This window comes from Kocuria sp. KRD140 (genome assembly GCF_017168375.1).
GTDB lineage: Bacteria > Actinomycetota > Actinomycetes > Actinomycetales > Micrococcaceae > Kocuria > Kocuria marina.
The window spans coordinates 479,535-503,376 of the sequence record NZ_JABFAW010000007.1 but is presented as its reverse complement, the minus strand read 5'-3'; the positions used below and the strand labels follow the sequence as shown (position 1 = coordinate 503,376).

General features: G+C 69.7%; 19 protein-coding genes. 5 read left to right on the top strand and 14 right to left on the bottom strand.

All coding sequences use genetic code 11. The annotated features are described in order from the left end of the window. Nucleotides 1-146 precede the first annotated feature (146 nt). The 4 genes from J1M36_RS08690 to J1M36_RS08675 form a co-directional block, all read right to left on the bottom strand. Nucleotides 147-1,373: an endonuclease/exonuclease/phosphatase family protein gene (locus J1M36_RS08690; protein ID WP_241246974.1), complete on the bottom strand. Its 1,227-nt coding sequence runs from the start codon at nt 1,371-1,373 to the stop codon at nt 147-149. Between the two features lie 156 nt (nt 1,374-1,529). Beyond that, on the bottom strand, nt 1,530-1,823 hold the full coding sequence (locus tag J1M36_RS08685) for a type II toxin-antitoxin system VapB family antitoxin (RefSeq protein ID WP_098053504.1): 294 nt from the start codon (nt 1,821-1,823) through the stop codon (nt 1,530-1,532). A 153-nt stretch (nt 1,824-1,976) separates the two neighbouring features. After that, nucleotides 1,977-2,642: a TetR/AcrR family transcriptional regulator gene (locus tag J1M36_RS08680; protein ID WP_206479059.1), complete on the bottom strand. Its 666-nt coding sequence runs from the start codon at nt 2,640-2,642 to the stop codon at nt 1,977-1,979. A gap of 151 nt (nt 2,643-2,793) precedes the next feature. Then, a complete protein-coding gene (locus J1M36_RS08675) occupies nt 2,794-3,621 on the bottom strand; it encodes a hydroxymethylpyrimidine/phosphomethylpyrimidine kinase (protein ID WP_144997128.1) in 828 nt (275 codons plus the stop codon). Nucleotides 3,622-3,847: 226 nt separating this feature from the next. On the opposite strand from J1M36_RS08675, the gene J1M36_RS08670 reads away from it, so the two are divergent. Next, nucleotides 3,848-4,489: a queuosine precursor transporter gene (locus tag J1M36_RS08670; protein ID WP_342358320.1), complete on the top strand. Its 642-nt coding sequence runs from the start codon at nt 3,848-3,850 to the stop codon at nt 4,487-4,489. 32 nt (nt 4,490-4,521) lie between these two features. On the opposite strand, the gene J1M36_RS08665 is transcribed toward J1M36_RS08670, so the two are convergent. After that, on the bottom strand, nt 4,522-5,382 hold the full coding sequence (locus tag J1M36_RS08665; protein WP_085108765.1) for an MBL fold metallo-hydrolase: 861 nt from the start codon (nt 5,380-5,382) through the stop codon (nt 4,522-4,524). Further along, on the bottom strand, nt 5,379-6,689 hold the full coding sequence (tgt, locus tag J1M36_RS08660; RefSeq protein WP_342358315.1) for a tRNA guanosine(34) transglycosylase Tgt: 1,311 nt from the start codon (nt 6,687-6,689) through the stop codon (nt 5,379-5,381). The genes J1M36_RS08665 and tgt overlap by 4 nt, the downstream gene beginning before the upstream one ends. Before the next feature lie 57 nt (nt 6,690-6,746). On the opposite strand from tgt, the gene J1M36_RS08655 reads away from it, so the two are divergent. After that, complete coding sequence (locus J1M36_RS08655; RefSeq protein ID WP_206479057.1) at nt 6,747-7,139, top strand: hypothetical protein; 393 nt, start codon at nt 6,747-6,749, stop codon at nt 7,137-7,139. A 26-nt stretch (nt 7,140-7,165) separates the two neighbouring features. Here the strand turns inward: J1M36_RS08655 and J1M36_RS08650 are convergent, their stop codons facing one another. Beyond that, nucleotides 7,166-7,708: an NUDIX hydrolase family protein gene (locus tag J1M36_RS08650; protein ID WP_085108758.1), complete on the bottom strand. Its 543-nt coding sequence runs from the start codon at nt 7,706-7,708 to the stop codon at nt 7,166-7,168. Nucleotides 7,709-9,273: 1,565 nt separating this feature from the next. Here J1M36_RS08650 and J1M36_RS08640 point away from each other — a divergent pair. After that, nucleotides 9,274-9,972: a type 1 glutamine amidotransferase domain-containing protein gene (locus J1M36_RS08640; protein WP_206479055.1), complete on the top strand. Its 699-nt coding sequence runs from the start codon at nt 9,274-9,276 to the stop codon at nt 9,970-9,972. 16 nt (nt 9,973-9,988) lie between these two features. On the opposite strand, the gene idi is transcribed toward J1M36_RS08640, so the two are convergent. Further along, nucleotides 9,989-10,531 carry an isopentenyl-diphosphate Delta-isomerase gene (gene idi, locus J1M36_RS08635; RefSeq protein ID WP_064846559.1) on the bottom strand — a complete coding sequence of 181 codons (543 nt, stop codon included), beginning with the start codon at nt 10,529-10,531 and terminating at the stop codon, nt 9,989-9,991. Nucleotides 10,532-10,605: 74 nt separating this feature from the next. Between idi and J1M36_RS08630 the strand changes: the two genes are divergently transcribed. Together J1M36_RS08630 and J1M36_RS08625 are read left to right on the top strand one after the other, a co-directional pair. Further along, nucleotides 10,606-11,592, top strand: a complete 987-nt coding sequence (locus J1M36_RS08630) for a pseudouridine synthase (RefSeq protein ID WP_342358314.1) — start codon at nt 10,606-10,608, stop codon at nt 11,590-11,592. A gap of 274 nt (nt 11,593-11,866) precedes the next feature. Then, nucleotides 11,867-12,895, top strand: a complete 1,029-nt coding sequence (locus tag J1M36_RS08625; RefSeq protein WP_206479054.1) for a CAP domain-containing protein — start codon at nt 11,867-11,869, stop codon at nt 12,893-12,895. Nucleotides 12,896-13,006: 111 nt separating this feature from the next. Here J1M36_RS08625 and J1M36_RS08620 read toward each other — a convergent pair whose 3' ends face one another. From J1M36_RS08620 to J1M36_RS08595, 6 genes are all read right to left on the bottom strand, one after another. Then, nucleotides 13,007-14,113 carry a DNA-formamidopyrimidine glycosylase family protein gene (locus J1M36_RS08620; RefSeq protein ID WP_206479053.1) on the bottom strand — a complete coding sequence of 369 codons (1,107 nt, stop codon included), beginning with the start codon at nt 14,111-14,113 and terminating at the stop codon, nt 13,007-13,009. A gap of 220 nt (nt 14,114-14,333) precedes the next feature. Then, on the bottom strand, nt 14,334-14,537 hold the full coding sequence (locus J1M36_RS08615) for a hypothetical protein (RefSeq protein ID WP_064846562.1): 204 nt from the start codon (nt 14,535-14,537) through the stop codon (nt 14,334-14,336). Between the two features lie 24 nt (nt 14,538-14,561). Next, nucleotides 14,562-19,562: a DEAD/DEAH box helicase gene (locus J1M36_RS08610; protein WP_206479052.1), complete on the bottom strand. Its 5,001-nt coding sequence runs from the start codon at nt 19,560-19,562 to the stop codon at nt 14,562-14,564. Then, nucleotides 19,552-20,373, bottom strand: coding sequence for a DUF4232 domain-containing protein (locus J1M36_RS08605; protein ID WP_206479051.1), 822 nt, complete (start codon nt 20,371-20,373; stop codon nt 19,552-19,554). Before J1M36_RS08605 ends, J1M36_RS08610 begins: the two co-directional genes overlap by 11 nt. A gap of 12 nt (nt 20,374-20,385) precedes the next feature. Next, on the bottom strand, nt 20,386-23,262 hold the full coding sequence (locus tag J1M36_RS08600; RefSeq protein ID WP_206479050.1) for an FAD-binding and (Fe-S)-binding domain-containing protein: 2,877 nt from the start codon (nt 23,260-23,262) through the stop codon (nt 20,386-20,388). A gap of 124 nt (nt 23,263-23,386) precedes the next feature. Further along, nucleotides 23,387-23,713, bottom strand: coding sequence for a 2Fe-2S iron-sulfur cluster-binding protein (locus tag J1M36_RS08595; RefSeq protein WP_064845186.1), 327 nt, complete (start codon nt 23,711-23,713; stop codon nt 23,387-23,389). Nucleotides 23,714-23,842: the final 129 nt, after the last annotated feature.

Below are 23,842 nucleotides of genomic sequence, written 5' to 3'. Positions count from 1 at the left end.
GATCGGGATCGCACGCCCCGGAGCAGGGTTACTCAAACAGAGGATGCGAAAACAGGGGGGGTGCGGGAACAGGGGGTGCGTGACAGGCGGTGACGGAAGCGGGCGGCGCTTCACACGAAGACCCGGGACGCGCCGTCGTGCGGGGATCAGCGCCTGCCCGGGACCTTGACGTCCACCCACACGAGGCGGTGGTCGGAAGTCGGGAACGGGTACTCACCGGTCAGCTCGGAACCGGGCCGGCCCGGAGCGGGCCAGAAGGCACCGGCGTCGAGCAGGGGCAGGTTCTTGGACGGCAACGCGTAGTCCACCCGTAGGTTCCCGGGGGCGGGATCGTCCGAGAAGTCCGCGGTGTCGAGTGCCGGGCGTGTCACGTGCGTCCGGTTGGCGCCGCCCTGGCGCGCGCTCGCCACCACGGCGCCCGTGGACGTGGGCTGCGGATCGCGCACCCGGGAGTTGTCGAGCAGCTGCCGCGCGGCACCCGGGAAGGAATCGCCGTCGTTCGGGTCCGAGTTGTAGTCGCCCACGATCACGAAGCGCTCGCCGCGGGACAGACCGCCGCGCCGCCCGGCGTCGTCGTAGATGTAGCGCGCCGACTTGGTGCCCGTGACGTAATCGGCCCAGAACCGGATCTCGTCGTTGTTCCGGCGCCCGTTACGGTCCTCGGGGCCGTCGAAGCTGGGCGGCGTGGGGTGCGCGGCCAGCACGTGCACGGTCTTGTGGCCCACGCGCACGGGGACGTCCCAGTGGGACTTGGAGGACAGCCGCAGCTGCGCAGCCTGCTCCGGCGTGTAGTAGTCGGTGGGCAGGTGGTTGCCGGGCATGTCCTGCCACCGGAAGTGCTGGAACGTGCGGACCTGATCCCGGGCGATCGGGTACTTGGAGTAGATCACCATGCCGTACTGGCCCGGGAACAGCCCGAAGCCCCAGGCGTCGTCCGGTCCGTCCACCGTGCCGTCCTGGTTGAGGTCCAGACCGGACGGCACGCCCGTGTTCACCGGCGCCACGTAGTGGTAGGGGTAGTCCACGGGCGAGTGGCCGTTCTGGCTCACCGCCAGGTAGTTGTCGCGGAACGCCCGCGCGGCGCGTCCGCCCGGGACGTAGTCGAACTCGTTGAGCAGCACGATGTCCGGGTCGTTGATCTGGATGACCTGGGCGATGTTCCGGGCCTGCTGGTTGTCCGGTGTGGACAGGTCCCGCAGCAATTGCCCCTGCTCGCCCCGGTTCAGGGACGCGTTGTACGTGGCCACGCGCAGTCCGTGCTTGTCCCGGCTTTCGTGTCCATTGGACGACGACGACGCCGCTCGCGGGCCTTCCCCCGCCGCGGCCGGTGCCACGGTGGTCACGGCGAGGACTCCGGCCAGTGCCGCGGCCAAGACAACAGCGGTACGAGAACGCAGACGCATGGCAAACCTCCAGGTCAGAACGAGATGACCCGAGGGTAGGGAGGCCGAACGACCAGGTCGTGGCGGAAAAGTGAAGATTTGGTGATCCGTGCTACTTGCGCCGCGAAGGCTCGTGCGGCGGCGCGGTCAGAGCTCCAGGACCCGCGCGTGGATCACGGAACGGTGGTGCAGGGCCGTGCGCAGGGCCCGGTGCACACCGTCCTCGAGGTAAAGGGTTCCCCGCCAGGACACCACGTGGGGGAAGAGGTCCCCGTAGAAGGTGCAGTCCGAGTCCAGGAGGGTGGCCAGGTTCAGGGTGGAGGTCGTGGTCACCAGATCCCCCAGGCGGACCTGCTGCGGGGCCACCTTGGACCAGTCGGAGGGCGTGACCAGACCGTGGTCCGGATAGGGGCGATCGTCTCCCACGGCCTTGAAAATCATGGATTCACCCTAAAGCCGTACGCCCCGGTCCGCAGAACCGGGGCGTACGTGGCGGGTAGGTGGCGTCGGCCGGGCTGAAGGCTCCCCGTGCTGCAGCAGGCGGCAGGCGTCTGGGCAAGTCGACCGGACCCGACGGAGGGGCCAGGCTCGGGATCAGGAGACGGCGCTCAGCGCGGGCGGCTGCGAGGGCAGGCGCACGGGGCGGGAGTCGGCGTCGAACTGGGCGCCCAGACCCCGCTGGATGAACCGGACCGTGGCCAGGGTGCGTTCGCGCTGGGCGCGCTCGCTCTGCACCGACTTGCTGCGATCCGCGGTGGAGGTGAGGGAGCCGTGGACCAGGTCGGACAGCTCGTCGGTGTCGCCCTCCGGGAGGTAGCCCTCGTTCATGGCGCGCTGCAGGATGGACGCGAGGAGGGACTGCAGTTGCTGCACGTGCTCGCCGAGCTTGGCGAAGTCCTCCGGGGACAACACGGTGCGCATGGCCTGGCCGGGAGGCAGGTGCCGGCGGCTGAGGTCCTCGATCTGGAACCGCACGTACACGCCCAACTGGTCTACGGGGTTTTCCACCGCGGCGAGTTCTCGATGCAGGTCCGAGACGAAGCGCTCGGTCTTGTCCAGGGCGTAGGCCACGAGCAGTTCGCCCATGTCCGCGAAGTAGTTGTACACCGCGGTGCGCCCCACCCCGGCGGTCTTGGCCACCTGGGTCATGGTCAGATCGGTGAGCCCGTTGCTGTACAGCAGGTCCCCGAACGCGTCGAGAACGGCACGCTGCGTGCGCTCGCGCTGGGCGGCATTACTGGAAGCGGTGATGCGGGGCATGACGACACCTTACCTGATTCTGTCAGCAAAAGGGCGGGGCGCTGACGGGCCGTGTGTGTTCTTCCCCCATTCCACCGCATGACCGCGGGGAATGCCCCTTACTTCAGGGCATTCCCCGCGGGCTTTCAGGAACTTCGTCGCCGGTGTTCGGTCAGGCCTCGGCAGCGAGCCCGCCCTGCCACAGGGAGTCGAACGGCAGGTGGGATCCCAGCCGGTGCCGGATGCCGGCGGAGACGAAACTCTTGGCGGTGCGGGCGGCGTCGAGCGGGGAGGCGCCCTTGGCCAGCTCCGCGGTGACGGCCGCGGCCAACGAACAGCCGGCGCCCGAGACCGGGACCTCGCCCACCTTGGGTTCGGACAGCACCTCAAGCGTGGAGCCGTCGTAGAACACGTCCACGGCGTCCGGGCCGGAGAGCCGCACTCCACCCTTCGCGAGCACGGTGGCCCCGGAGGAGTCGTGGATGCGCTGGGCCGCCTCCTTGAGGTCCTCCACGTCGCTGATCTCCTCCATCCCGGATAGGGACAGGGACTCGAAGTGGTTGGGGGTCACGAACGTGGCCAGGGGCAGCATCTGTGCCTTGAGCGCCTGATCGGTGTCGAGCGCGGCGCCCGGTTCCTGGCCCTTGCAGATCAGCACGGGGTCCAGCACCAGGTGGCGGGGCGCGAGGTCCTTCATGGCCGTGGCGACCGTGTGGATCGTGTCCGGGGAACCCAGCATGCCGATCTTCACGGCGTCCAGGTCGTACGCCGCGGAAATGGTCTGCAGCTGGTTCGCCAGGGTCTGCTGGTCCACGGGCGTGAGGCGGTGGCCCCAGTCGTTCTCGGGATCGAACGCCACGATGCACGTCAGCGCGAGCGATCCGAAGACTCCCAGGGACGTGAAGGTCTTGATGTCCGCGAGCGCCCCGGCACCGCCGGTGGCTTCGGAGCCCGCGACGGTCATGGCAACGGGCGGTTGGTTACGTGTGGTTTCGCTCATGCACGCTATTGTGCTCCCGCGTGGGACGTGCCCGCGACTCGGCGCACCACCCCATTACACTGGGCTCGACGCCGGGTGGCAGACGACGTCCCTGACCCTTCCGTACATCCCAAGGACACCCGTGTCTGACGCCACCCCGCCCCACACTTCCTCCTCCCGCACCGCCGCGCTCGCGCAGGGCGAACGGCAGTCCCTCTTCGCGCGCCGCCCCCGGACGTACTTCGACGTGATCCTGGCCGCGTACTGCGTGATCTTGGTGCTCTCCAACATCGGCGCGACCAAGGGCGTGCAGTTCGGCCCCATCATCACGGACGGCGGGTTCTTCCTGTTCCCACTGGCCTACGTGTTGGGGGACGTGGTCTCCGAGGTCTACGGTTTCCGGGCCGCACGCAAGGCGATCATCACGTCCTTCTTCTTCGGGGCGTTCTCCTCCCTGGTGTTCTGGATCGTGATCATCCTGCCGCCGGCGCCCTTCTACGAGAACCAGAGCGCGTTCGAGACGGTGCTGGGCCCGGTCCCGCTGATCGTGGCGGGTTCCCTGCTGGGCTACCTGGTGGGTCAGCTGCTCAACGCATACGTGATGGTCAAGGTCAAGGAACGCACCAAGGAGAAGCACCTGTGGGCGCGGCTGATCTCCTCCACCATGGTGGGCGAACTCGTGGACACCGTGATCTTCTGCTCGATCGCCGCTCCCATCATCGGGATCGACTCGTGGTCCGCGTTCTTCAATTACGTCCTGGTGGGCTATGTCTACAAGGTCCTCGTGGAGGTCGTGATCATGCCGGTCACGTACGCGGTGATCGGCTGGATCAAGCACCGCGAACCCGGCTACGACACGCGTGCCCTCGAGGAGGCGAACGCGCGGTAGCGGGGCGCGAGCGGCGTCGTCGTGCCCCCGGGTCAGTACCCCAGGTAGGCGAGCTGCGCGGCGATGGAGCGTTCCGCGGCGCGCCGTACCCCGGCGGGGACGTCGGCGTAGACGGCGTCCGTGATCGCCTCGACGCTCGCGTCGCGGCCGAGCCCGGCGACGATCTCCCGCACCTGATCCAGGCGTTCAAGCCGGTGCTCCGTGAGTTCTTCGCACACCTCCTGCAGATCAGGCAGGGGTGCGCCGTGAGCGGGTAGCACCGTGGCGCCCGAGCGTTGCCCGAGCAGTTCGAGGGAGCGCAGATAGTCGCCCAGGGAACCGTCCGGGTGGTCGATCATGGTGGAACCGCGCCCCAGCACGGTGTCCCCGGTAATGACCGTCTCCGGCTCGTCGTGGGGCAACCGGAAGCACACGGAGTCGGAGGTGTGCCCGGGGGTGGCCAGCACGCGGATGCTCACGCCCGCGGCCAGGATGCAGTCGCCGTCCCGCAGGGGCTCGCCGCTGTCCCGGCAGAACTCGGGCAGGGCCGCACGCACGGGTGCACCGGTGATCTCGTGGAGTCGGTCGATGCCGTCCGTGTGATCGCCGTGGCGGTGCGTCACGAGGATCAGCACCACGGTCCCGGTCGCCGCGACCGCCTGCAGGTGCGCCTCGTCCAAGGGCCCGGGATCCACGACGACGACGTCCGGTCCGGGCCACTCGCCCCGGCCCTGCGCGGACGGGTGGTGGCCGTAGTTCGGGTGCTCCGGGCCGTCCCCCGGGGCGGAGAGGATCCACGTGTTGGTGCCGTCGAGGGTCATGGGTCCGGGATTGGGCGCGAGCACCACGCCGGCGCACGCGCTCACGCGGCGCAGGACACCTGGGGTGGCGTGCACGGGCTTGGGGTCGCTCATCGCAGGCCTCCCGTTTCGGAAGGAACAGTGGAGGTCGACGGCGCGCCGTAGTACCTCGCCAGGAAATCGTCACGGTAGTCGAAGTACGTCCCCGCGTCGATGGCGTCCCGCGCGCCGGAGACGAGGTCCAGGATGAAGCGCTCGTTGTGGATGGACGCGAGTGTTGCGGCGTTGCGCTCCTTGGCCTTGAACAGGTGACGCAGGTACGCGCGGGTGTAGTGGGTGCACGTGTAGCACGGGCACGTGTCCGAGATGGGCGTGAAGTCGCGTTTGAAGCGGATGTTCGTGAGGTTGAACCGGCCATCGGGGGAGTAGACGGCCGACGAGCGGGCCACGCGAGTGGGGGAGACGCAGTCGAAGGTGTCCACGCCATTGTCGATCGCGGTGAAGATGTCGTCCGGTTCGGAGATGCCCAGCAGGTGCTTGGGGGTCTCCTCGGGCAGTTCTTCCGTGCACCACCGCACAATGGTCCCCAGCTGACGTTTCTCCAGGGCACCCCCGATCCCGAATCCGTCGAAGCCCATCTCGGCCAGGTCCCGGCAGGCCATGCGCCGTAGGTCCTCGTACTGGGCGCCCTGGATCACCCCAAACAGCGCCTGGTAGGGCTTGTCCGCACGGGCCTCGGTGAGCCGGCAGTGTTCGGCCACGCAGCGCAGGGCCCACTTGCGGGTGCGTTCCAGGGCGTCCTCCTGGTACTCGCGGGAATCGTGGAGCGTAGTGAGCTCGTCGAACGCGAACATGATGTCCGCGCCGATGTTGTGCTGCACCCGCATGGAGACCTCCGGCGTGAACCGGTGCAGGTCCCCGTTGAGGTAGGAACGGAACCACACGCCGTCGTCGTCCACGCGTGCCATGCGCTTGTGCCCGGGGGCGGGCTGTGCGCCCCCAGGGGACGGTGTGAGCGCGGACATGTCGATGACCTTGCCGAGCCCCGAACCCAGGGACATCACCTGGAACCCGCCCGAATCGGTGAACGTGGGGCCGGGCCAGTTCATGAAGGTGCCCAGCCCGCCGGCGGCGTCCAGGATGTCGTCGCCCGGCTCGAGGAACAGGTGGTACGCGTTGGCCAGCATCGCCTGGGCGCCCTCCGCCGCCATGGACTCCGGGAGCACGGCCTTCACGGCGGCCTGCGTGGCCACCGGGATGAACGCCGGGGTACGGATCGGGCCGTGCGGCGTGGTGATGGTGCCCGTGCGGGCCTGGAACTGGCCGCCATTGTCCCGGATGCGCTGCTGCGGAACGGGAGAATCACGCAGGCGCGTGTGGAGCCGGAAGGTGAACGGGGAGGGGGATTCGGTGCTGGACACCACACCATTGTGCCGGTTGCGCGAAAGCGAGAGACAATGTGGTGTCCCCTCCACCCGATGCCGAAAGAACGAGCGCAATCCGGTGAGTCAGGTCACAGAATTCTTCAGGGTCCCACCGTCCGTGCCTTCACCTCCATCTACGCGCGCAACGAGCCCATCCGCGCGCGGTTCACGCACCAGACCCAGGCGGGGTTTCTCATCACAGCATGCGTGATGCTCGGTGTGTTGCTGTCCAACCTGGGGGCGTCGGAACCGGTGATGCCCGTCCCGGAGCATCGCGGGCTGACCACGGGACAGCTGTGGGCCCACGCCGGTCGGTTTTTCCTGGCCACGGGTGTGGCCAGCATCCTGGGCAGCCTCAGCGGGCTGTCCCACAGCTACTGGGCCATGGTCGCGGCGGACACCCAGGCGATCCCGCTCATGCGGCAAGCGGCCAACGGGGGCAAGTAACGCCCTCCGGGCAGATCATCCGCTGTTCAGCGGCCCCATCCCGCGTGGGCGATCGCCTGGCGGATGAGGTCCTCGCGCCCGCCCTCGAACTCGTCCTGGACATCCGTGGACAGCGCCTCGTCCGGGGTCATCCACGACAACTGCAGGGCGTCCTGACGGGGCTCGCACTCACCGCGCACGGGGACGATGTAGCTCAGCGCCACCGCGTGCTGCCGGTCGTCGGTCAGCCCGGTCTCGGACGGGGACGGGAAGAACTCGGACACCGCGAACGGGACCGTGGTGGACGGCATCTGCGGCATGGCGAGCGGTCCCAGGTCCTTCTCGAGGTGACGCAGCAGCGCCGCGCGCACCGTCTCGCGGTACATCACGCGTCCCGAGACGAACGTGCGCACCATGCGGCCCTCGTCGTTGGGCGTGAGCAACAACCCGATCTCGGACAGGCACCCGAGCGGGTCCAGGCGCACGGGGATGGCCTGTACGTACACGATCGGCAGGGACGCGCGGGCACGATTGAGGTCGTCCTCGCTGAGCCAGCCAGGGTTGGGGTCCGGGGTGCGTACTGAACTCATGGTTCGTTTCTACCGTCGTGACGCCCCCGCGGGCCAGGAATCTGCGGCGTCAGCGGCCGAGTTCAGCGATCAGCCGAACGCGCGGCGGTTTCCAGTACGGTCCACGCCTGCACCTGCGTGCTGAGTTCCACAGGGGCGCCGGCCCGCTGCGCCTGGTTCGCGTGCTGCGCCGGTTCGGGGGAGAACACCGCGACCGTCTCGCCCACCGTTCGCACCGCGGCGGGCACCGTGAAGTCCTCGTTCGGATCGAATTCCCGACGCCCGTCCCACAGGGCGTCCGCGGTGTCGGTGACGAGCGCGCGGGCGGTGGCCCGAGCGTCGTCGTCCAGCAACGACGACGACGCGGCTTCGCCCAGGTAGCGCACCAGGATGCCCGTGAACAGCCCGGCGTCACCGCCGCCCTGGCCGCGCAACACGGGTGCACCGTGGGGGCCGGGGACCGTGAACTCCCGGGCCGCGCCGTGGACGAGCCGTGCCGCCCGGTCGAGCCACAGTGCGCGCTCGGCGGGGTCCGCGGTGACCCCCGCGAGCTCGAGGGCCGCACCGAGGGCCGGGCCGCTGTTGTAGGTGTAGACGTGCGGGTCCACGGACGTGATCTCCTTCCCGGAGCCCGCCGCGGCCATGCGGATGCCGTCTAGGAACACGCCGCGCTCGGCGTCGAAGAGGGTGTCGAACAACCACGTGAGCAGTGCGCGAGCCTCGGCAGTGCGGTGCATGCGTAAGAATGTCAGCGCCACCGGGGCGGTGGACGCCGTGTTCTTGTAGTCCCGTGTGGTGTTCCACCACGCACCGCCGCCCATGGTGTCGTCGCAACCGGAGGCGAGGCGCGTGGCCAGAGCAGCGCCGTCGTTCTGCACCGCGCGCGATGTGCGGCCCGTGGCGGCGAGGTCCTCGTCACGCAGGCGCCCCAGGGCGAGGGCCAGCCAAGCCATGTCGTCGAAGAACACGTTGTTGGTCACCCGCCCGCCGCTGTGCACGGCGATGCCCCGCAGCAACCGGTGCGCGCGGGAGCGGGCCAGCTCAGCGGTGTCTTGGTTGCCGGCGTGGCGCTCGCGGGCCGCGGCGTCCACGAACGCGTCCAGCAAATGGGCCTGCCACCAGTAGTGCCACGGCCCCCGCCACGGGCGCGGGAACGCGACAGCCCCCAGGTACGTGCCCGGCACGCGCAGCGCCCGCGCACCGAACAGGTGGTCCACGGAGTGCGCGGCCTTCGCGGCGCGGTGGGCGGGGGATTCGGACCTGTCTCTTATACCCATCTGACGCTGCCGACGATAAGGCTCGTTACAACCACGACCGCCGGCATTCATCGCTCGGCTACCTCGCACCCGTCGACTACGCTCGGCAATGCACCCATCAATCGGAAACCGACGACTCGCACAGCGACCGGACCGAATGAAGGGGGCGGCCCACACGTGTGTTCCTTCACCTAAAGTTGACAGTGAACACTCTACGGAGTCGCCCGCGGTGCTGTTCCGGGACGGGGGCGTGGCCCCCGGTCACCACGGATCGAGGGGGCACGATCAGTGGACGCGCCACCCGTGTCGCCCCCCCGAGAGGACAGTCACATGACCGAAGTACTTTTCGTCGTCACCGCAGCCAAAGGCTGGACCCTCAAGGACGATACGGTGCACCCCACCGGGTACTGGGCGGAGGAACTGGCCGAGCCCCACCGCTTGTTCACCGAGGCAGGGTGGAACATCTCGGTGGCCACGCCCGGCGGGGTGGCACCCACCCTGGATGAGCTGAGTCTGGGGATCGCGGGCGGACTACCCGGCCGCCGCAAGGAAATCCGTGCCTACATCGAATCCATCCAGGATCAACTGGACCGCCCCATTTCCCTGGATGCGGTGGACGAGTCCCGGTACGACCTCGTGTTCTACCCCGGTGGCCACGGCCCCATGGAGGATCTCGCATTCGATGCCGTCTCGGGAGAGCTGCTCAGGAAGCGCCTCGCGTCCGGCGCGCCGCTCGCGCTGTTGTGTCACGCTCCCGTGGCCGTGCTGGCCGCGCAGAACGAGGACGGCAGCTGCGTCTTCGCGGGCAAGCGGATGACCGGGCTGTCCAATGTGGAGGAGAAGCTCAACCCCTTCGGCTGGAAAGCCAAGTGGTATCTGCAGGACGCGCTCCAGGAAGCGGGGATCGACTACCGCAAGGGTGTGCTTCCGCTGCGCCCCTTCGTGGAGGTGGACGGTGCGCTGTACACGGGTCAGAACCCGCAGTCCGCGGATGCGCTCGCCGAACGGATCCTTGCGGATCTCGCCTGATCGCCACTACGGGCCCTCAGCCCAGCGCCTCCCGTAGCACGGGTTCGCGGATCTGGTCCGCGAGCCACGGGCTGAACGCGAACGGGGCGCTCTCCACCGCGGCCACGAGGTCGTGGGGGGCGGCCCACGAGTACTCGGCGACCTCGGACTCGGCGGGACGGGGATCGTCGTCGGCGACGGCGATGAACACCGGGCAGAACTCATTCTCAACGACCCCGGAGGCGTCCGTGGCGCGGTAGCGGAACTCGGGCAGCACCACGGTGAGGTTGCGGATCTCCAGGCCGAGTTCCTGCTGGGCACGGCGGGCGACGGCGTCCTCGAAGGACTCGTCCGGGCCCGGGTGACCGCAGAAACTGTTGGACCACACGCCGGGCCACGTGCGCTTGCCGAGCGCGCGGCGGGTCACCAGGACCTGGCCGCGGGAGTTGAGCACGTGGCACGAGAACGCCAGGTGCAGGGGGGTGTCCTCGGTGTGAACCGTGGATTTCAGGGCCGTTCCGGTGGGTTGGTGTTGATCGTCCAGGAGCACCACGCGCTCCGGGCTGGTGTGCTCGCTCACGAGGCCGCCTCACGGTCATGTGTTAGGTTCCAGGCCATGGTAACCGCCGGATCGGACACGCAGTGAGACGACGCGTGAACCCTCCGCTACCCACGGTGCGCGGCGTCGGGCCCGCGCGGGTCCGGATGCCCGGCCCGGGTTCCCCGGACCCGGTCTTGCGGGCTCTGGACGGTCTCCCGACCACGGCCGCGGACTACGTCCAGCAGCGTTTCCCGGACGACGCCGCGTGGTTCGCCCACGAGGTCGCCGCCGGTCGTGTCCGCGGGGACGACGGCGTCGTCGTCACCCCGGCCACCCCTTACGAAGCGGGGGCCTCGGTATGGTTCCACCGCCCGGTCCCGGACGACGACGCCGCGCCCATCACCCTCGACGTGCTGTACGAGGACGAATGGATCCTGGCGGTGGACAAACCGCACGGGCTGTGCAGCACACCGAAGGGCGAGAACGTCCGCCGCTCCGTGGTGGTGGCTGCGCGGTGCCAGTTCCACAACGACGAGATCTCCGCTGTGCACCGGCTGGACCGCTCCACGGGCGGGGTGCTGCTGCTGAGCAAGCACGCGGCGGACCGCGGGGTGTTCCACCGCATGTTCCAGGAGCGCACGGTGACCAAGACCTATTGGGCCGTGGCCCGCGTCAATGATCGGGTGGGGAAGGAACCGGTGCGCGTGGAGTCCCGGATCCGCAAGATCCAGGGAGTTGTGCAGGCCTTCGAGGAACCGGGTGACGTCAACGCCGTCACGGACATCCGCCTGCTCGAACGCTTCACCGATGACGCGGGGCAGTGGGGTTGCTACGAGATCGCTCCGCTGACCGGGCGCACCCATCAGATCCGGGTGCACATGAACTCGTTGGGCCTCCCATTACGCGGGGACAAGTTGTACCCGGTACCGCTGGACGATTTCGACGTGGAGGATCCGGACAACCCCATGCAGTTGATCGCCCGCTCCTTGACCTTCACCCATCCCATGACGGGTGAGACGATCACCGTGAGCTCACGTCTGTCACCCAGCGCCCACACGGCTCGTCGATCCGGGGCGCCCAGCGAACTTCTGACACATTGACCTGCAAGGGCAAGGTTGGCCATCCGTCGAAGGATGCCGAAACGTTCCGACCGAGCGTGATGTAACACACCAAAACCCGGCTACCCCGGGGTACCCTTATCAGCGGGTCTTCCCCCCTCATTGGGCCCGTACAGGGGTTGTCGTACACGCAGCCCCGAGTCGGTTGGCACATGCCACCACGAGCTGTCCCCCCACAGCGCGTACGTCTGTCACACCCTCGTGGTGTCATGCCACGGAGGTGCGGGCGCGTGCGCCCAACGACGAAATGGTCCCCATGTCACATCACCGCATTCCTGCCATCGACGGGTACTCCCCGACCCGACGAGCCTTCTCGAACCTGGCCGCGACCATCACTGCGGCTCTCATGATCCTGAGCGGGGGCCTGTTCACCGGCACCCCCGCGCAGGCCGCGCCCTCCGACATCGTGTCCGTGTCCAGCAGCACGCGGGCGGCGGACGCCCAGAAGCTCCTGAACCTGATCAACCAACACCGGGCATCCAAGGGCTTGGCCCCGGTGAAGTACTCCAAGTCGCTGTCCGGCATCGCCCAGAGCCAGTCCGACCGACTGGTCAAGGAAGAGGTCATCGACCACAGCAACCTGTTCCTCACGGACCGCCGGGCCGCCGGGTACAACGCGGCGGGGGAGATCCACGCGCTGTCGTGGCAGAACTCGGTTCCCGACCTCATGAACTGGTGGAAGGGCTCCCATGCGCACAACAAGGTCCTCACGGACCCCCGGATGCAGGTCGTGGGGATCGGACTGACCTACGTGGACGGCCGGTTGTCCGGCACGGGCGAGGGTTGGCGCCTGGTGGGCACCGTGGATTCCTACGGATACCCTGCCGGCAGCGGTCCCTCGGACGTCACCCGCACGGTCACCGCGGCAGCGCCGCGCCCGCAGGCCGACACCGTGGCCCCCGTGGCCGCGAAACGCGTGGCACCCCCGGCCTACACCGTCAAGGGCGGCATCAAGAGCCGGTACCAAGCACTGGGTGGGGCCGCCAAGTTCGGCTACCCGGCCATGAACGAACGCGGCGGCCTGGTCAACGGCGGCGTCTACCAGAACTTCAGGACCGCGGGCGGCGCCCAGTACAAGTTCATGTGGTCCCCGTCCTCCGGCGCGCACGTGATCAAGGAGACCGGCGCGATCGGTAAGCGCTGGAAGGCAGCCGGCTTCGAGCGCGGGTGGGGCTACCCCACCACCGAGGAATACCGCGTGGGCTCCGAGATGCGCCAGCGCTTCTCCAAGGGCTACACCGTCCATTGGTCCTCGGTCACGGGCAAGACCTGGGTCACCCGCTGACGCACCACGAACCGGAACGTCCGGATTCGCCGACGGCGCGCGCACGGGGCGCGTTCCGGTCCTGACGGGCCCGGGCGCACCCCGCAGCCGATCCCCTTTTTCGTCAGCCCGTCACTCGCTCTGGCAGCGCGGGCACCACACGATCTTGCGCAGGTGCTGCACTGCGGTGCCCGACGCCGTCGTGGTGCCGTCCGGCGCGGGGGCGGTGAGCAGAGCGTCGTCGATCTCTCCGCGCCGCAGCACCGCGCCGCACCGGCGACACGGCTGACCGTCCTTGCCGTAGGCCCAGAACAGGGGGCGACCCTGCGGTGCCTGCCCCACGGTTGAGCGCATCGAGCGGTCCTTGTTCAGGTGCAGCAGCTTGTGCGCGAGCGTCACGATCTCGCGCAGCTTGCCTTCCGGCAGGGAGCCGACCGTGACCCATGGATGGGTGCGCGACATGAACAGCACCTCCACGCGGTACACGTTGCCGATCCCCGCGAGGTTGCGCTGATCCATGAGCGCGGTGCCGATCGCCCGGTCGGGTTGCGCGCTCAGCCGCTCGAGGGCCTTCTCCAGGTCCCAGTCCGGTCCGAGGATGTCCGGGCCCAGGTACCCCACGAGTTGCTCGTCCTCCAGGCGGGTAGGCACCAATCGGACGTCCTTGACGTCGAAACCCACGGCCTCGACGTCCTCGGTGCGCAGGATCGCGCGAATGGTGTGCGAGCCCTGCCCGATGGACACGTCCGCGCTGAGCCGGGTCCTCGCTTCTGCGCGTGAACGCACGCTGCCGCCCCGCCGGGCCTGCCCCCGCGGTCGGTAGGGACTCGCCCCGGGTCGGCTCGTGCGCATTCCGTTCCTTGCTCGTGACGACGACGCCGCTCGCCCGCTTCCGGCCGGGGCATCACCTTTGCTGCGTGCCGCTTGTGGTTCCCCGCTGGAGCCGGTTGTGGCGCCCCCCGCCGGTTCCCGGTCGAAGACCCGCCACGTGCCGTCCATCATGAGGTGGGAATGTAAGGTGAGGGGCTCGGCCCCGGATTTCAGCTCGGCCGCATCGGGGGCCTCGGAGAGTCGGATGAGGATGTGCTTCCCCCGCGGCACCACGGCCACGACCGTGCGCCCGGACACGTCCGATGTGGCGAGTGAGGGCACCCGGAAGTCCGAGCTCACGATCACGGACCCCTCCAGCGCCTCGCGCAGCATCTTGCACTGGCGGTAGACGGAATCACCTTCAGGCACCTGGGCCTCCTAGGTAGGGTGGGGTGTTCAGTGTCGAACGGGAGTGGGCTCGGCGGCAGTTCGCAGCTGTGGCGTCAGTGCCACCGTCGCAGCATTGCGGCGACATCATGGAGATCGGCTCGGCCACTCGCCGTGGCCTCCAGCAACCCCACATCGCGCAATGGGCCGACTCCGAGATCGTTGATCACCACGAGTAGGTCCTCGGTCGTGAGGTACCGCGTCACCGCCCGAGCCGGTCCAACACATCGGCATAGCGTGCACGTGCACGCGCCGACGCTTCGGTCACCTGCCGCTCGTGACCTCTCCGGGCCGCAACTTCGTGGATGGCTCGGATCGTGGCTTCCTGACGGCTGATGCCGTCCGCTTCGGCCAGGGCGGCGAGAGCGAGTTCGTCGTCCTCGGTCAGCCGCAAAGTCATCGCCATGCCCCTCAAGGTATCAAAGTGGTATCAGCCGGACCTGCCCCCGCCCACGGGAGCCCGCATCCGCACGCTGCGCGGGGTCTGGTAGAAGCCGCCCGCCAGCAGACCGTCCCGGACCGCGGTCACGAGGTCCTCGGAGGAGAGCACCGAGTCGCCGTTGACCTTCTCGACCACGAGCGAGTCCATGGCCCTGCGCTGCACGAGCTCGGCCACGGCTTCCGCCGCGAGGCGCAGCAGGGCCGGGTCTGACACGAACGCGAGCGCGGTCTTCCCGCCACGTTCCAGGTAGAGGATCAGCGCCCCGTCCACGAGCACCACCACGGCACCGGCCTTGCGCCCCGGGCGGTGCTTGGTGCTGGATTCGAGAGCCACCGCTTCCGGCCAGTCCAGCGCGGCACCGTAGGGGTTGGCGGGGTCCGTGGCCGCGAGGGCGAGGACGCGGGGTTCGGCCTTGCGAGCGGCGTCGTCGTCCGTGAAACTGCGCAGCACGTCAACCGTCGCGGGTTGCGTGAACTGGGCGGCGCCAAGGCCCTCGATGAAGTACCCGCGCCGCGCGCGGCCCGCGTCCTCGAGTGCGCGCAGGACCTTGTAGACGGTGGAGAACCCGCCGGGGACGTCCTCCACCGCCACGGGACCGCGCGTGAGGATGCCGTAGCGGTCCAGCAACAGCTCCGCTTGGGCCTGCGCCCGCACGGTGGGGTTGAGCGGTTCGGGGCGCAGCACGGACCAGCGCCCGGCCGTGACACGGTCCTCACCGCCCCCCGCGGCGCGAACGACGCGAGCGCCGTCGCCGGACGCGGACGCCGCCGGATCCACACCGCCGGGGCCGCGGGACGCGGCCCGCAACCGCGCGGCGCCGCGCCGCCCGGCCGTACGGGAACGGCCCGGGCGCTTGGGCGTCTTGTGCGCGGAGTGCCCGCCCGAGACGAGTGCACGCACCGGGGCGTAGGTGTCATTGGTGATGAGCCCCGCCCATAGCAGGTTCCACAGCGCAGTGCGCAGCTGGGCCATGTCCACGGACACGCCCGCCTCGGCGAGCGGCTGGATGAGCTGCCACGCGAAGTACGCCCCACCGGCCCGCAGCACGGCGAGCAGTTCACGTTCCAGCGTGGAGTCCAGGGCCTCGGCGGCGGCCTCGAGCTGCGGCACGGGCGGCAGGGACAGCTCCGCGGACTCGGCCAGGTGGAACGCGACCCACCCGTCCTCACCGCCCAGGGACCCCGCGCCCGAGAAGAGCACCTCGCCCGCGGCCATGAGCTCGTCCAGCATCGCGGGCCGGTAGTCCACCACGCGCTGCGCGAGCACGAGCGGTTCCCACGCGGACGCGGGCACGGGCACCCCGGCCAACTGGTCGATCACCGTGAGCACCCCGTCCAACCCGCGCAACTGGTGCCCCGGGACGGCGTGCTGCCACGCGGGCAGGAAGGTGGCGTATACCTGCGGGTCCACGGGTTCCACGTCCGCGCGCAGGGCGGCCAGGGAACGGCGGCGCAGGGTCCGCAGCACCTCCACGTCGCACCATTCCGACTCCGACGCCGCGGGGTCCCCGCTCGGGCGGAACGCCCCCTCGCTCACGCGCCGCTGCTTGGCGAGCGAGCGCAGCGCGGTCTCGACCACGGCGGGCCCCAGGCTCAGGGCCTGCGCGGCCTCCGCCACGCTGAACGGACCGTGGGTGCGCGCGTACCGGGACACGAGGTCCCCCACGGGATCCGCGACCGGTTCCAGGAACGCCAGGGGCACACCCATGGGCAAGGGCTGGCCCAGGGCGTCCCGCATCCGCGCGGCGTCCTCCACCGCGCAGTAGACCTCGCGCCCGCCCACACGCAGGACGATCGCCCGGTTCGTGGACACCAGGGCGTCCAGCAGCTCGCGGGCGGCGTCCGCGCTGATGGGTTGGTACTCGGGGGCCACGTCCTCGGCCGCGTCGACATCCTCGGTGTCGTCGGTTTCCGGGGCATCGGGGGTCTCCTGCGCGCTCTGCGCGGGGGGCGACGCCGTTGCGGTGCCTTCCGCGCGCAAGCGCACTGCGGCGTCGTCGGCCGTCATGGGACCGAGCAGGCGCAGGAGGTCCGCCGCGCCCTCCACGCCGCGCAACCGACGGTCCGGCGCGAGGCGCTGCAACTGCAGGACCGTTGTCTCGATGACCTCGAGATCCAGCAGCTCGCGCAGCTCAGCGCGACCGAGCAGCTCGTTGAGCAGGGAGGGGTCCAGGGACAGGGCCGCGGCCTTGCGCTCGGCCAGGGGCGAATCGCCCTCGTACAGGAACTGGGCCACGTACCCGAACAGCAGGGTGCGCGCGAAGGGGGAGGGGGTGTCCGTGGTGGTCTCGACCATGCGCAGTTTGCGCCCGGCCAGATCGCGCTGCAATTGCAGCAGCGCGGGGACGTCGTACACGTCCTGCAGGCATTCGCGCACGGTCTCGAGGATCACCGGGAACTGCGGGTACTTGCGGGCTACGTCCAGCAACTGGGCGGAGCGCTGACGCTGCTGCCACAGGGGCGTGCGCTTACCGGGATCCGCCCGCGGCAGCAGCAGGGCACGCGCGGCGTTCTCCCGGAACCGGGACGCGAACAGCGCCGAGCCGCCCACCTCCTCGGTCACGGTGCGCTCGAGCTCGTCCGGGTCGAAAAGGAACAGCTCCGCCCCGGGCGGTTCCTCGTCCGTGGCGGGGACGCGCAGCACGATGCCGTCGTCCGCGGCCTGGGCACTGGCATCCAGACCCCAGCGCTCGTCCAACCGGGCGCGCACCGCGAGCGCCCACGGGCCGTGCACGGGGGTGCCGAACGGGCTGTGCAACACCACTCGCCAGTCCCCGAGTTCGTCCCGGAACCGCTCGACCACGAGCGTGCGATCGTCCGGGACGTGTTCCGTGGCCTCCCGCTGTTCGGAGAGGTAGGCCATGAGGTTGTCCCGGGCCCATTCGTCCAAGCCGGAGGCGGCCAGGCGCTCGCGGGCCTCGGTGTCCTGGGCACCGGCGAGTTCACGGGTGAACCGACCCGTGGCACGGCCCAACTCCACGGGCCGGCCCAGACCATCCCCGTGCCAGAACGGGAGCTTGCCGGGCACGCCCGGGGCCGGGGCCACGACCACCCGGTTGTGCGTGATCTCCTCGATGCGCCAACTCGAGGCACCCAGGGCGATGATGTCCCCCACGCGGGACTCGTAGACCATCTCCTCGTCCAGCTCACCCACGCGCTTGGGGGACTTGCTGTCCTGCTCGCCCACGAGGAACACGGGAAACAGACCGCGGTCCGGGATGGTGCCACCGCTCGTGACTGCGAGCCGCAGGGCACCGGGGCGGGCCTGCAGGGTTCCGGTCTCGCGGTCCCACACCAGCCGGGGCCGCAACTGGGCGAACTCGTCGGACGGGTACCGCCCGGCGAGCAGGTCCAGCACGGCGTCGTACGCGGAGCGCGGCAGCGAACGGAACGGGGCGCTGCGGCGCAGGGTGTCGTACCAGCTCTCCACGTCCACGTCCTCCGCGGCAACCGCCGAGACCGTCTGCTGGGCCAGGATGTCCAGGGGGTTGGTGGGCACGGACAGCGGTTCCAGGTGCCCCGCGAGCATCTGCTCAGCGATCACCGCCGCGTCCCGCACGTCCCCGCGGTGCTTGGGGTAGATCCGCCCGATCGAGACCTCGCCCACCTGGTGGCCCGCGCGGCCCACGCGCTGCAAACCGGACGCCGCCGAAGGCGGGGACTCGATCTGGATCACCAGGTCCACGTGGCCCATGTCGATCCCGAGCTCCAGGGAGGAGGTGGCCACCACGCACCGCAACCGCCCGGTCTTCAGGTCCTCCTCGATCAGGCCGCGCTGGTCCTTGGACACCGAGCCGTGGTGGGCGCGCGCGAGCACCGGGGACGCGCCCTCGTGGCGGTTGTGCTGGCGGGGGATGTCCGCGGGGGCGGAGTCGCGGGCCCGAGAAGTGCTGACCGCGCCCTCGCTGCGCGCGGCGTCGTCGGCCTGCGCGGCGGCGCCGTCCAGGAGGTCGGAGAGCGCATCACCCAGCGCCACGGGATCGCCACCGTCCAAATCCGTGGGGCTCTCTTCCGTGGCGTTGGCGAGCCGGAACTCGTGGATCTCGTTGAGTCGCGCAGTGAGTTTCTCCGAGAGGCCACGCGAGTTCGCGAACACGATTGTGGAACGGTGCGCCTCCACGAGGTCCACGATCCGTTCCTCCACGTGGGGCCAGATGGACGCGGTGGCCTGGTAGTCGGACGCCTCCAGGTTGCCGTCCAGGTCCCCGGACGACGGCGACGCCGCCGCCCCGCCCAACACGGTCATGTCCGGGATGGGCACGGACACCGTGAGGTCCCAGTCCTTCTCGGACGGCGGGCGCACCACGTCCACGGGCTGGGAGCCGCCCAGGAACCCGGCCACGGTGTCCACGGGTTCCACGGTCGCGGAGAGCCCAATCCGTTGCGCGGGACGTTCCAGGAGGTCGTCGAGGCGTTCGAGGCTCACCGCCAGGTGCGCCCCGCGTTTGGTCCCGGCCACCGCGTGCACCTCGTCGATGATCACGGTGTTCACGTGGCGCAGGGTCTCCCGCGCCTTGGACGTGAGCATGAGGTACAGCGATTCCGGGGTCGTGATGAGCACGTCCGGGGGATGCGCCAACAGGGCGCGGCGGATCGCCTGCGGGGTGTCACCTGAGCGCACACCCACCGAGATCTCCGGGGGCTCCCCGCCGGCGGCCTTGGCGGCCTGGGTGATCCCGATCAGCGGTGCGCGCAGGTTGCGTTCCACGTCCACGCCCAGGGCCTTGAGCGGGGAGATGTAGAGCACCGAGGTGCGGTCCTCCGCGTCGTCGGACCCGTCCGCCTTCTTGTCGGTCAGCAAGCGGTCGATCGACCACAGGAACGCCGCGAGCGTCTTACCGGAACCGGTGGGGGCCACCACGAGAGCGTGGCGGCCCGCCGAGATGGCCTCCCACGCGCCGCGCTGGGCCGCCGTGGGCCCGCTGAACGCGGCGTCGAACCACTGCGCGGTCGCGGGGGAGAAAAGGTTCAGGACGGGGTCAGGACCCAAAACCCTTGACCTGCAACTGGGAGACCTTGGGGTTGCCGCACGCCTGACCCGAGTAGGGCACCACGAGCGACTCGTAGCTGTCCGGCGGGTACACGCGCACGCCCGCGGCCTGGTGCGGGTTGCACACCTGACCGATCACACCGGGCTGGGTGATCCGCACCCCGGCGCTCGCGGACGCGCCGGGCTGTAGGGTCACGGTGCCCGCACCCGAGGCGTCCCGGGAGGCCGGCGCACCCACGGGAGCACCGTTCGCGTCCACGAAGGACACACCCGGGTAGCCGCTCAGGGTGCACGGTGCGGAGCCGTTGTTGGTGAGCGTGAGGGACGCAATGACCGAACCCGCCGCACCCTGCTGCGGCGTGAGCGATCCGGAGAGCTGCCCGGCACTGCACGTGCCGCCGGCGCGCTGGGCATCCGCCTTCGCCTGGGCGAACGGGCTCGCAGTGGGCATGCCCAGTTCGGGAGCGGACGCGAGGCGATCGGGCTCGGCGGACGGCTGCGCCGACTCCGCGGCCTGCCCCTCCTGTCCACCGGACGCCGCGGCGTTTGTGGCTTCCGTGGCCTCGGCGCTCGCGGACGGGCTCGCGGACCGGCTGGCCGACGGGCTCGGGGACATGGACGAGGCGCTCGGGGACGCCGTGGCGCTCGCGGAGACGGAGGCGCCGGCGGGTGCGGTGTTCTGCTCCTCGGACGAGGCGCCGTCCGAGGAACCGCAGGCCGAGAGGACCATGAGAGCGCTCAGCGCGGTGGCCGCGAGCAACGGACGGGTGGCGGTGTGGGTGCCCCGGGGGGCGGGCAAGTGACTCCTCATGGCAACAGTGTGCTACTTTTCCGCGCGTAATGCGGCATACATCACCTGTGCCAGGTGGACTCCTTCCGCGTCGGTGCCCTGGGCGATCTGCGTGCGGCACGAGAAACCGTCCGCGAGCACGATCGAACCGGGCCCCGCGGCACGGATCGCGGGGAACAGGTTGCGTTCCCCGAGGGTCTGGGAGATCTCGTGGTGACCTGGTTCGAAGCCCCAGTTCCCGGCGAGACCGCAGCAGCCACCGCCCACCACGGCGGCGTCCACCCCGAGCTTCTCGAGCACGCGTAGTTCCGGCGTGAAGTCGCCCTGGGCCTTCTCGTGGCAGTGCACCTGGCACACCGCGGTGCCCGGTCCCGCGTGGGTCTCGAGCGTGTCGAACGGCCAGTCCCCGCCGTCCTCGGCGTGGCGCGCACTGAACTCACCGAGCGTCACCGTGAGGGCCCGGACCTTGTGGGCGCGCGGGTCATCCGGGAGCAGCTCGGTGATGTCGTGCTGGAGCATCACCGTGCAAGACGGTTCCAGCCCGATGATCGGGTAGCCAGCCTCGAGCAGCGGCTCCATCACGTCCAGGGTCTGCAGCAGGGTCCGGCGGGTCATGTCCAACTGCCCGGTGGAGTGCCACGTGAGTCCGCAGCACACGTTTCCCATGGGCATGAGCACGCGGTAGCCCATGGCCTCTAGCACCGCCACGGCGGCCTTGCCGGGCCCGTCCGCGGAGAAGTTCGTGAACGTGTCCGGCCACAGCACCACGGACGGTTTCTCCGCCGACGACGCCGCGCGGCCGCCTCCGCGCGCCACCGCGCCCTGTGGGGTGCGGGTCTTGAACCACGACGTGAGCGGGGTGTCGTTGAAGCGGATCATCCGCCGCTTCGGTTCGATGCCGCCGAGCTTCTTGGTCAGTTCCTCGATGGGACGGAAGCGTTCCAGGAAGTTCACCGCGCGCAGCGAACCGGGGACCCTGGTCACGAGCTTCATGAGCCACGGCATCCACCCCATGGTCAGGTGCGCCATGGGCCGGCGGTCCTTGCCGACGAACGAGCCCAGGCCCTGGCGGAAGTGGTGGTGCAGGAACTCGGCCTTGTAGGTGGCCATGTCCACGTTCACGGGGCACTCCGTGGCGCACGCCTTGCACGAGAGGCACAGGTCCAGGGCCTCGTAGGTCTCCTTGGACTTCCACCCGTCCGTGATGTGCTCGCCGCGCAGCATCTCGGCGAGGGACCGCATGCGCCCGCGGGTCGAGTGCACCTCGTCGTGGGTCGCGTGGAAGGACGGGCACATGGCACCCGAGTCCGAGCGGCATGCGCCCACGCCCACGCAGCGGTTGATGGCCTGGCCGAACGAGCCGTCGTCCGCGGAGAACGCGTGGACCGGGGTCAGCTCGAACGTGCGCGCGCCGGGACCCGGGCGGATGCCCCGGTCGAGGGGTTCGGGATCCACCACGACCCCGGGGTTGAAGAAATTGTCGGGATCGAAGATCCGCTTGAATCGGGCGAAGGCGCCGTGTGCCTCGTCGGAGTAGATGGTGCTGAGCAGCTCCGAGCGGGCACGGCCGTCCCCGTGCTCCCCGGAGACCGAGCCGCCGTAGCGGTGCACGAGTTCCGCGGCCCGCTCGATGAACCGGCGGTAATGGGCCACGCCCTCGTCCGTGTTGAAATCGAAGGAGATCCGAATGTGCACACAGCCCTCGCCGAAGTGGCCGAACGGGATACCGCGTAGGTCCATCTCGTCCAGCAGCGCGTAGAGGTCCTTGAGGTAGGCGCCCAGGTGCTGCGGGGGCACGGCGGAGTCCTCCCACCCGGGCCACGCCTCGCCGCCGTCCGGCAAGCGGGTCACGATCCCCGCACCGGCCTCGCGGATGCGCCACAGGGCGCGGGCCTCGGCGGGATCGCCCACGACCACGGAATCCACCACGGTCTCCTCGACGAGTCCCGGCAGTGCCCGGGCGGCCTCGAACGCGGCCTCCTGGGTGTCCGCGCCCACCTCGCAGTAGAGCCAGCCGCCGCCCTCGGGGAGCTCACGGCCCGCGTTCTCCTGACCGGGACGGGTGCGCAGGGCGTCCAGCAGGTCCGAGCCCATGCCCTCGATCGTGGTGACGCCCCGGACGCGGAACTTCGGGGCCGCGGTGGCCGCCGCGATCGCGTCCGTGAAACCCAGTACCGCGAGCGCTGTGAAGCGCGGCTTGGCCACGAGTTTCACGGTGAGCCGGGTGATGATCCCGCACGTGCCCTCGGTCCCGGCGAACGCCTTGGCCACGTCGAAACCGTTCTCGCTCAACAAGTAGTGCAGTCCGTACCCGGAGACCTGGCGGGGGAACTGGCCCAGTTCGGTGCGCAGCATGGCCAGGTGCCGGTCCCGCAACTGGGTGAGCTGGGAATCCAGTGCGGCGTCCGAGGTGCCGCCCGCGTCCAGGGTGACCTCGCGCCCGTCGGCGAGCATGACCGTGAGCGAGACGAGGTTCTGCGCGCTCGTACCCCACGCGACCGAGTGGGAACCGCACGCGTTGTTGGCGACCATCCCGCCCACGGTGGCCCGCGAATGCGTGGAGGGGTCCGGTCCGTAGGTCAGGCCGAACTCGCTCGCGGCGTCCCGCAACTGATCGCAGATCACACCGGGTTCGATCGTGGCGGTGCGGGCGTGCGGATCGATCTCCAGGATGCGGTTGAAGTACCGGGAGGTGTCGATGACCAACCCGTCACCGATCGCGTTGCCCGCCACGGAGGTGCCACCACCGCGGGAGATCACAGGCCAGCCGTTCTCCCGGGCCGTGGACAACAGCTCACGGATCTCCTCGACCGAGCGCGGTTCCGCGACCGCCGCCGGCAGCCGGCGATAGATCGAGGCGTCCGAGACGTAAGCGGCGCGTGTGGTGAGGTCATCCCGGAGAGCAGTCATGCTCTAACTTTCACCCACGCGGCGCCGCGCTACCAACTCGTGTCGCCGGTCATGAGGCCGCCGGTGACGACACCGCCGGGCCGGGGCGGCGGTGTCGTGCTGCCACCGCGTCAGCGGCGGACGATCACCACTCGGGGGCGATCGTGATCTCCGCGCCCGCGAGGTCCTCGGACCACTCCACCTGGCACGTGAGCCGGGAGTTGTCGTGGCGGGTGTCGTCCAGCATCTCCAGGAGGTCCTCCTCCTCCTCGTTGGTCCCGCCCGTCTTCACGAACGTGTCCTGGTCCAGGTACGAGTGGCACGTGGAGCACGAGGCGTTGCCGCCGCACGTGGCGAGGATCGGGAACTTGTGGCGGGTGAGGCACTCCATGAGCGTCTCGTGGTCCTTCCACTCGACGCCCTCGGTGCGCTCGCCCTCGCGGTTGGTCACATTGATCAGGATGCTGCTCACGCGGCTGGACCTCCTGGGGTTCTACCCCGTCCGGATGTTGCGGATTACTGGGAACTAGCGGCCATTCTATGATCGGGCGTCAACTCCGGGGACATCGCGTGGCGAAGTGTGATGAGACCCGCACCCGCC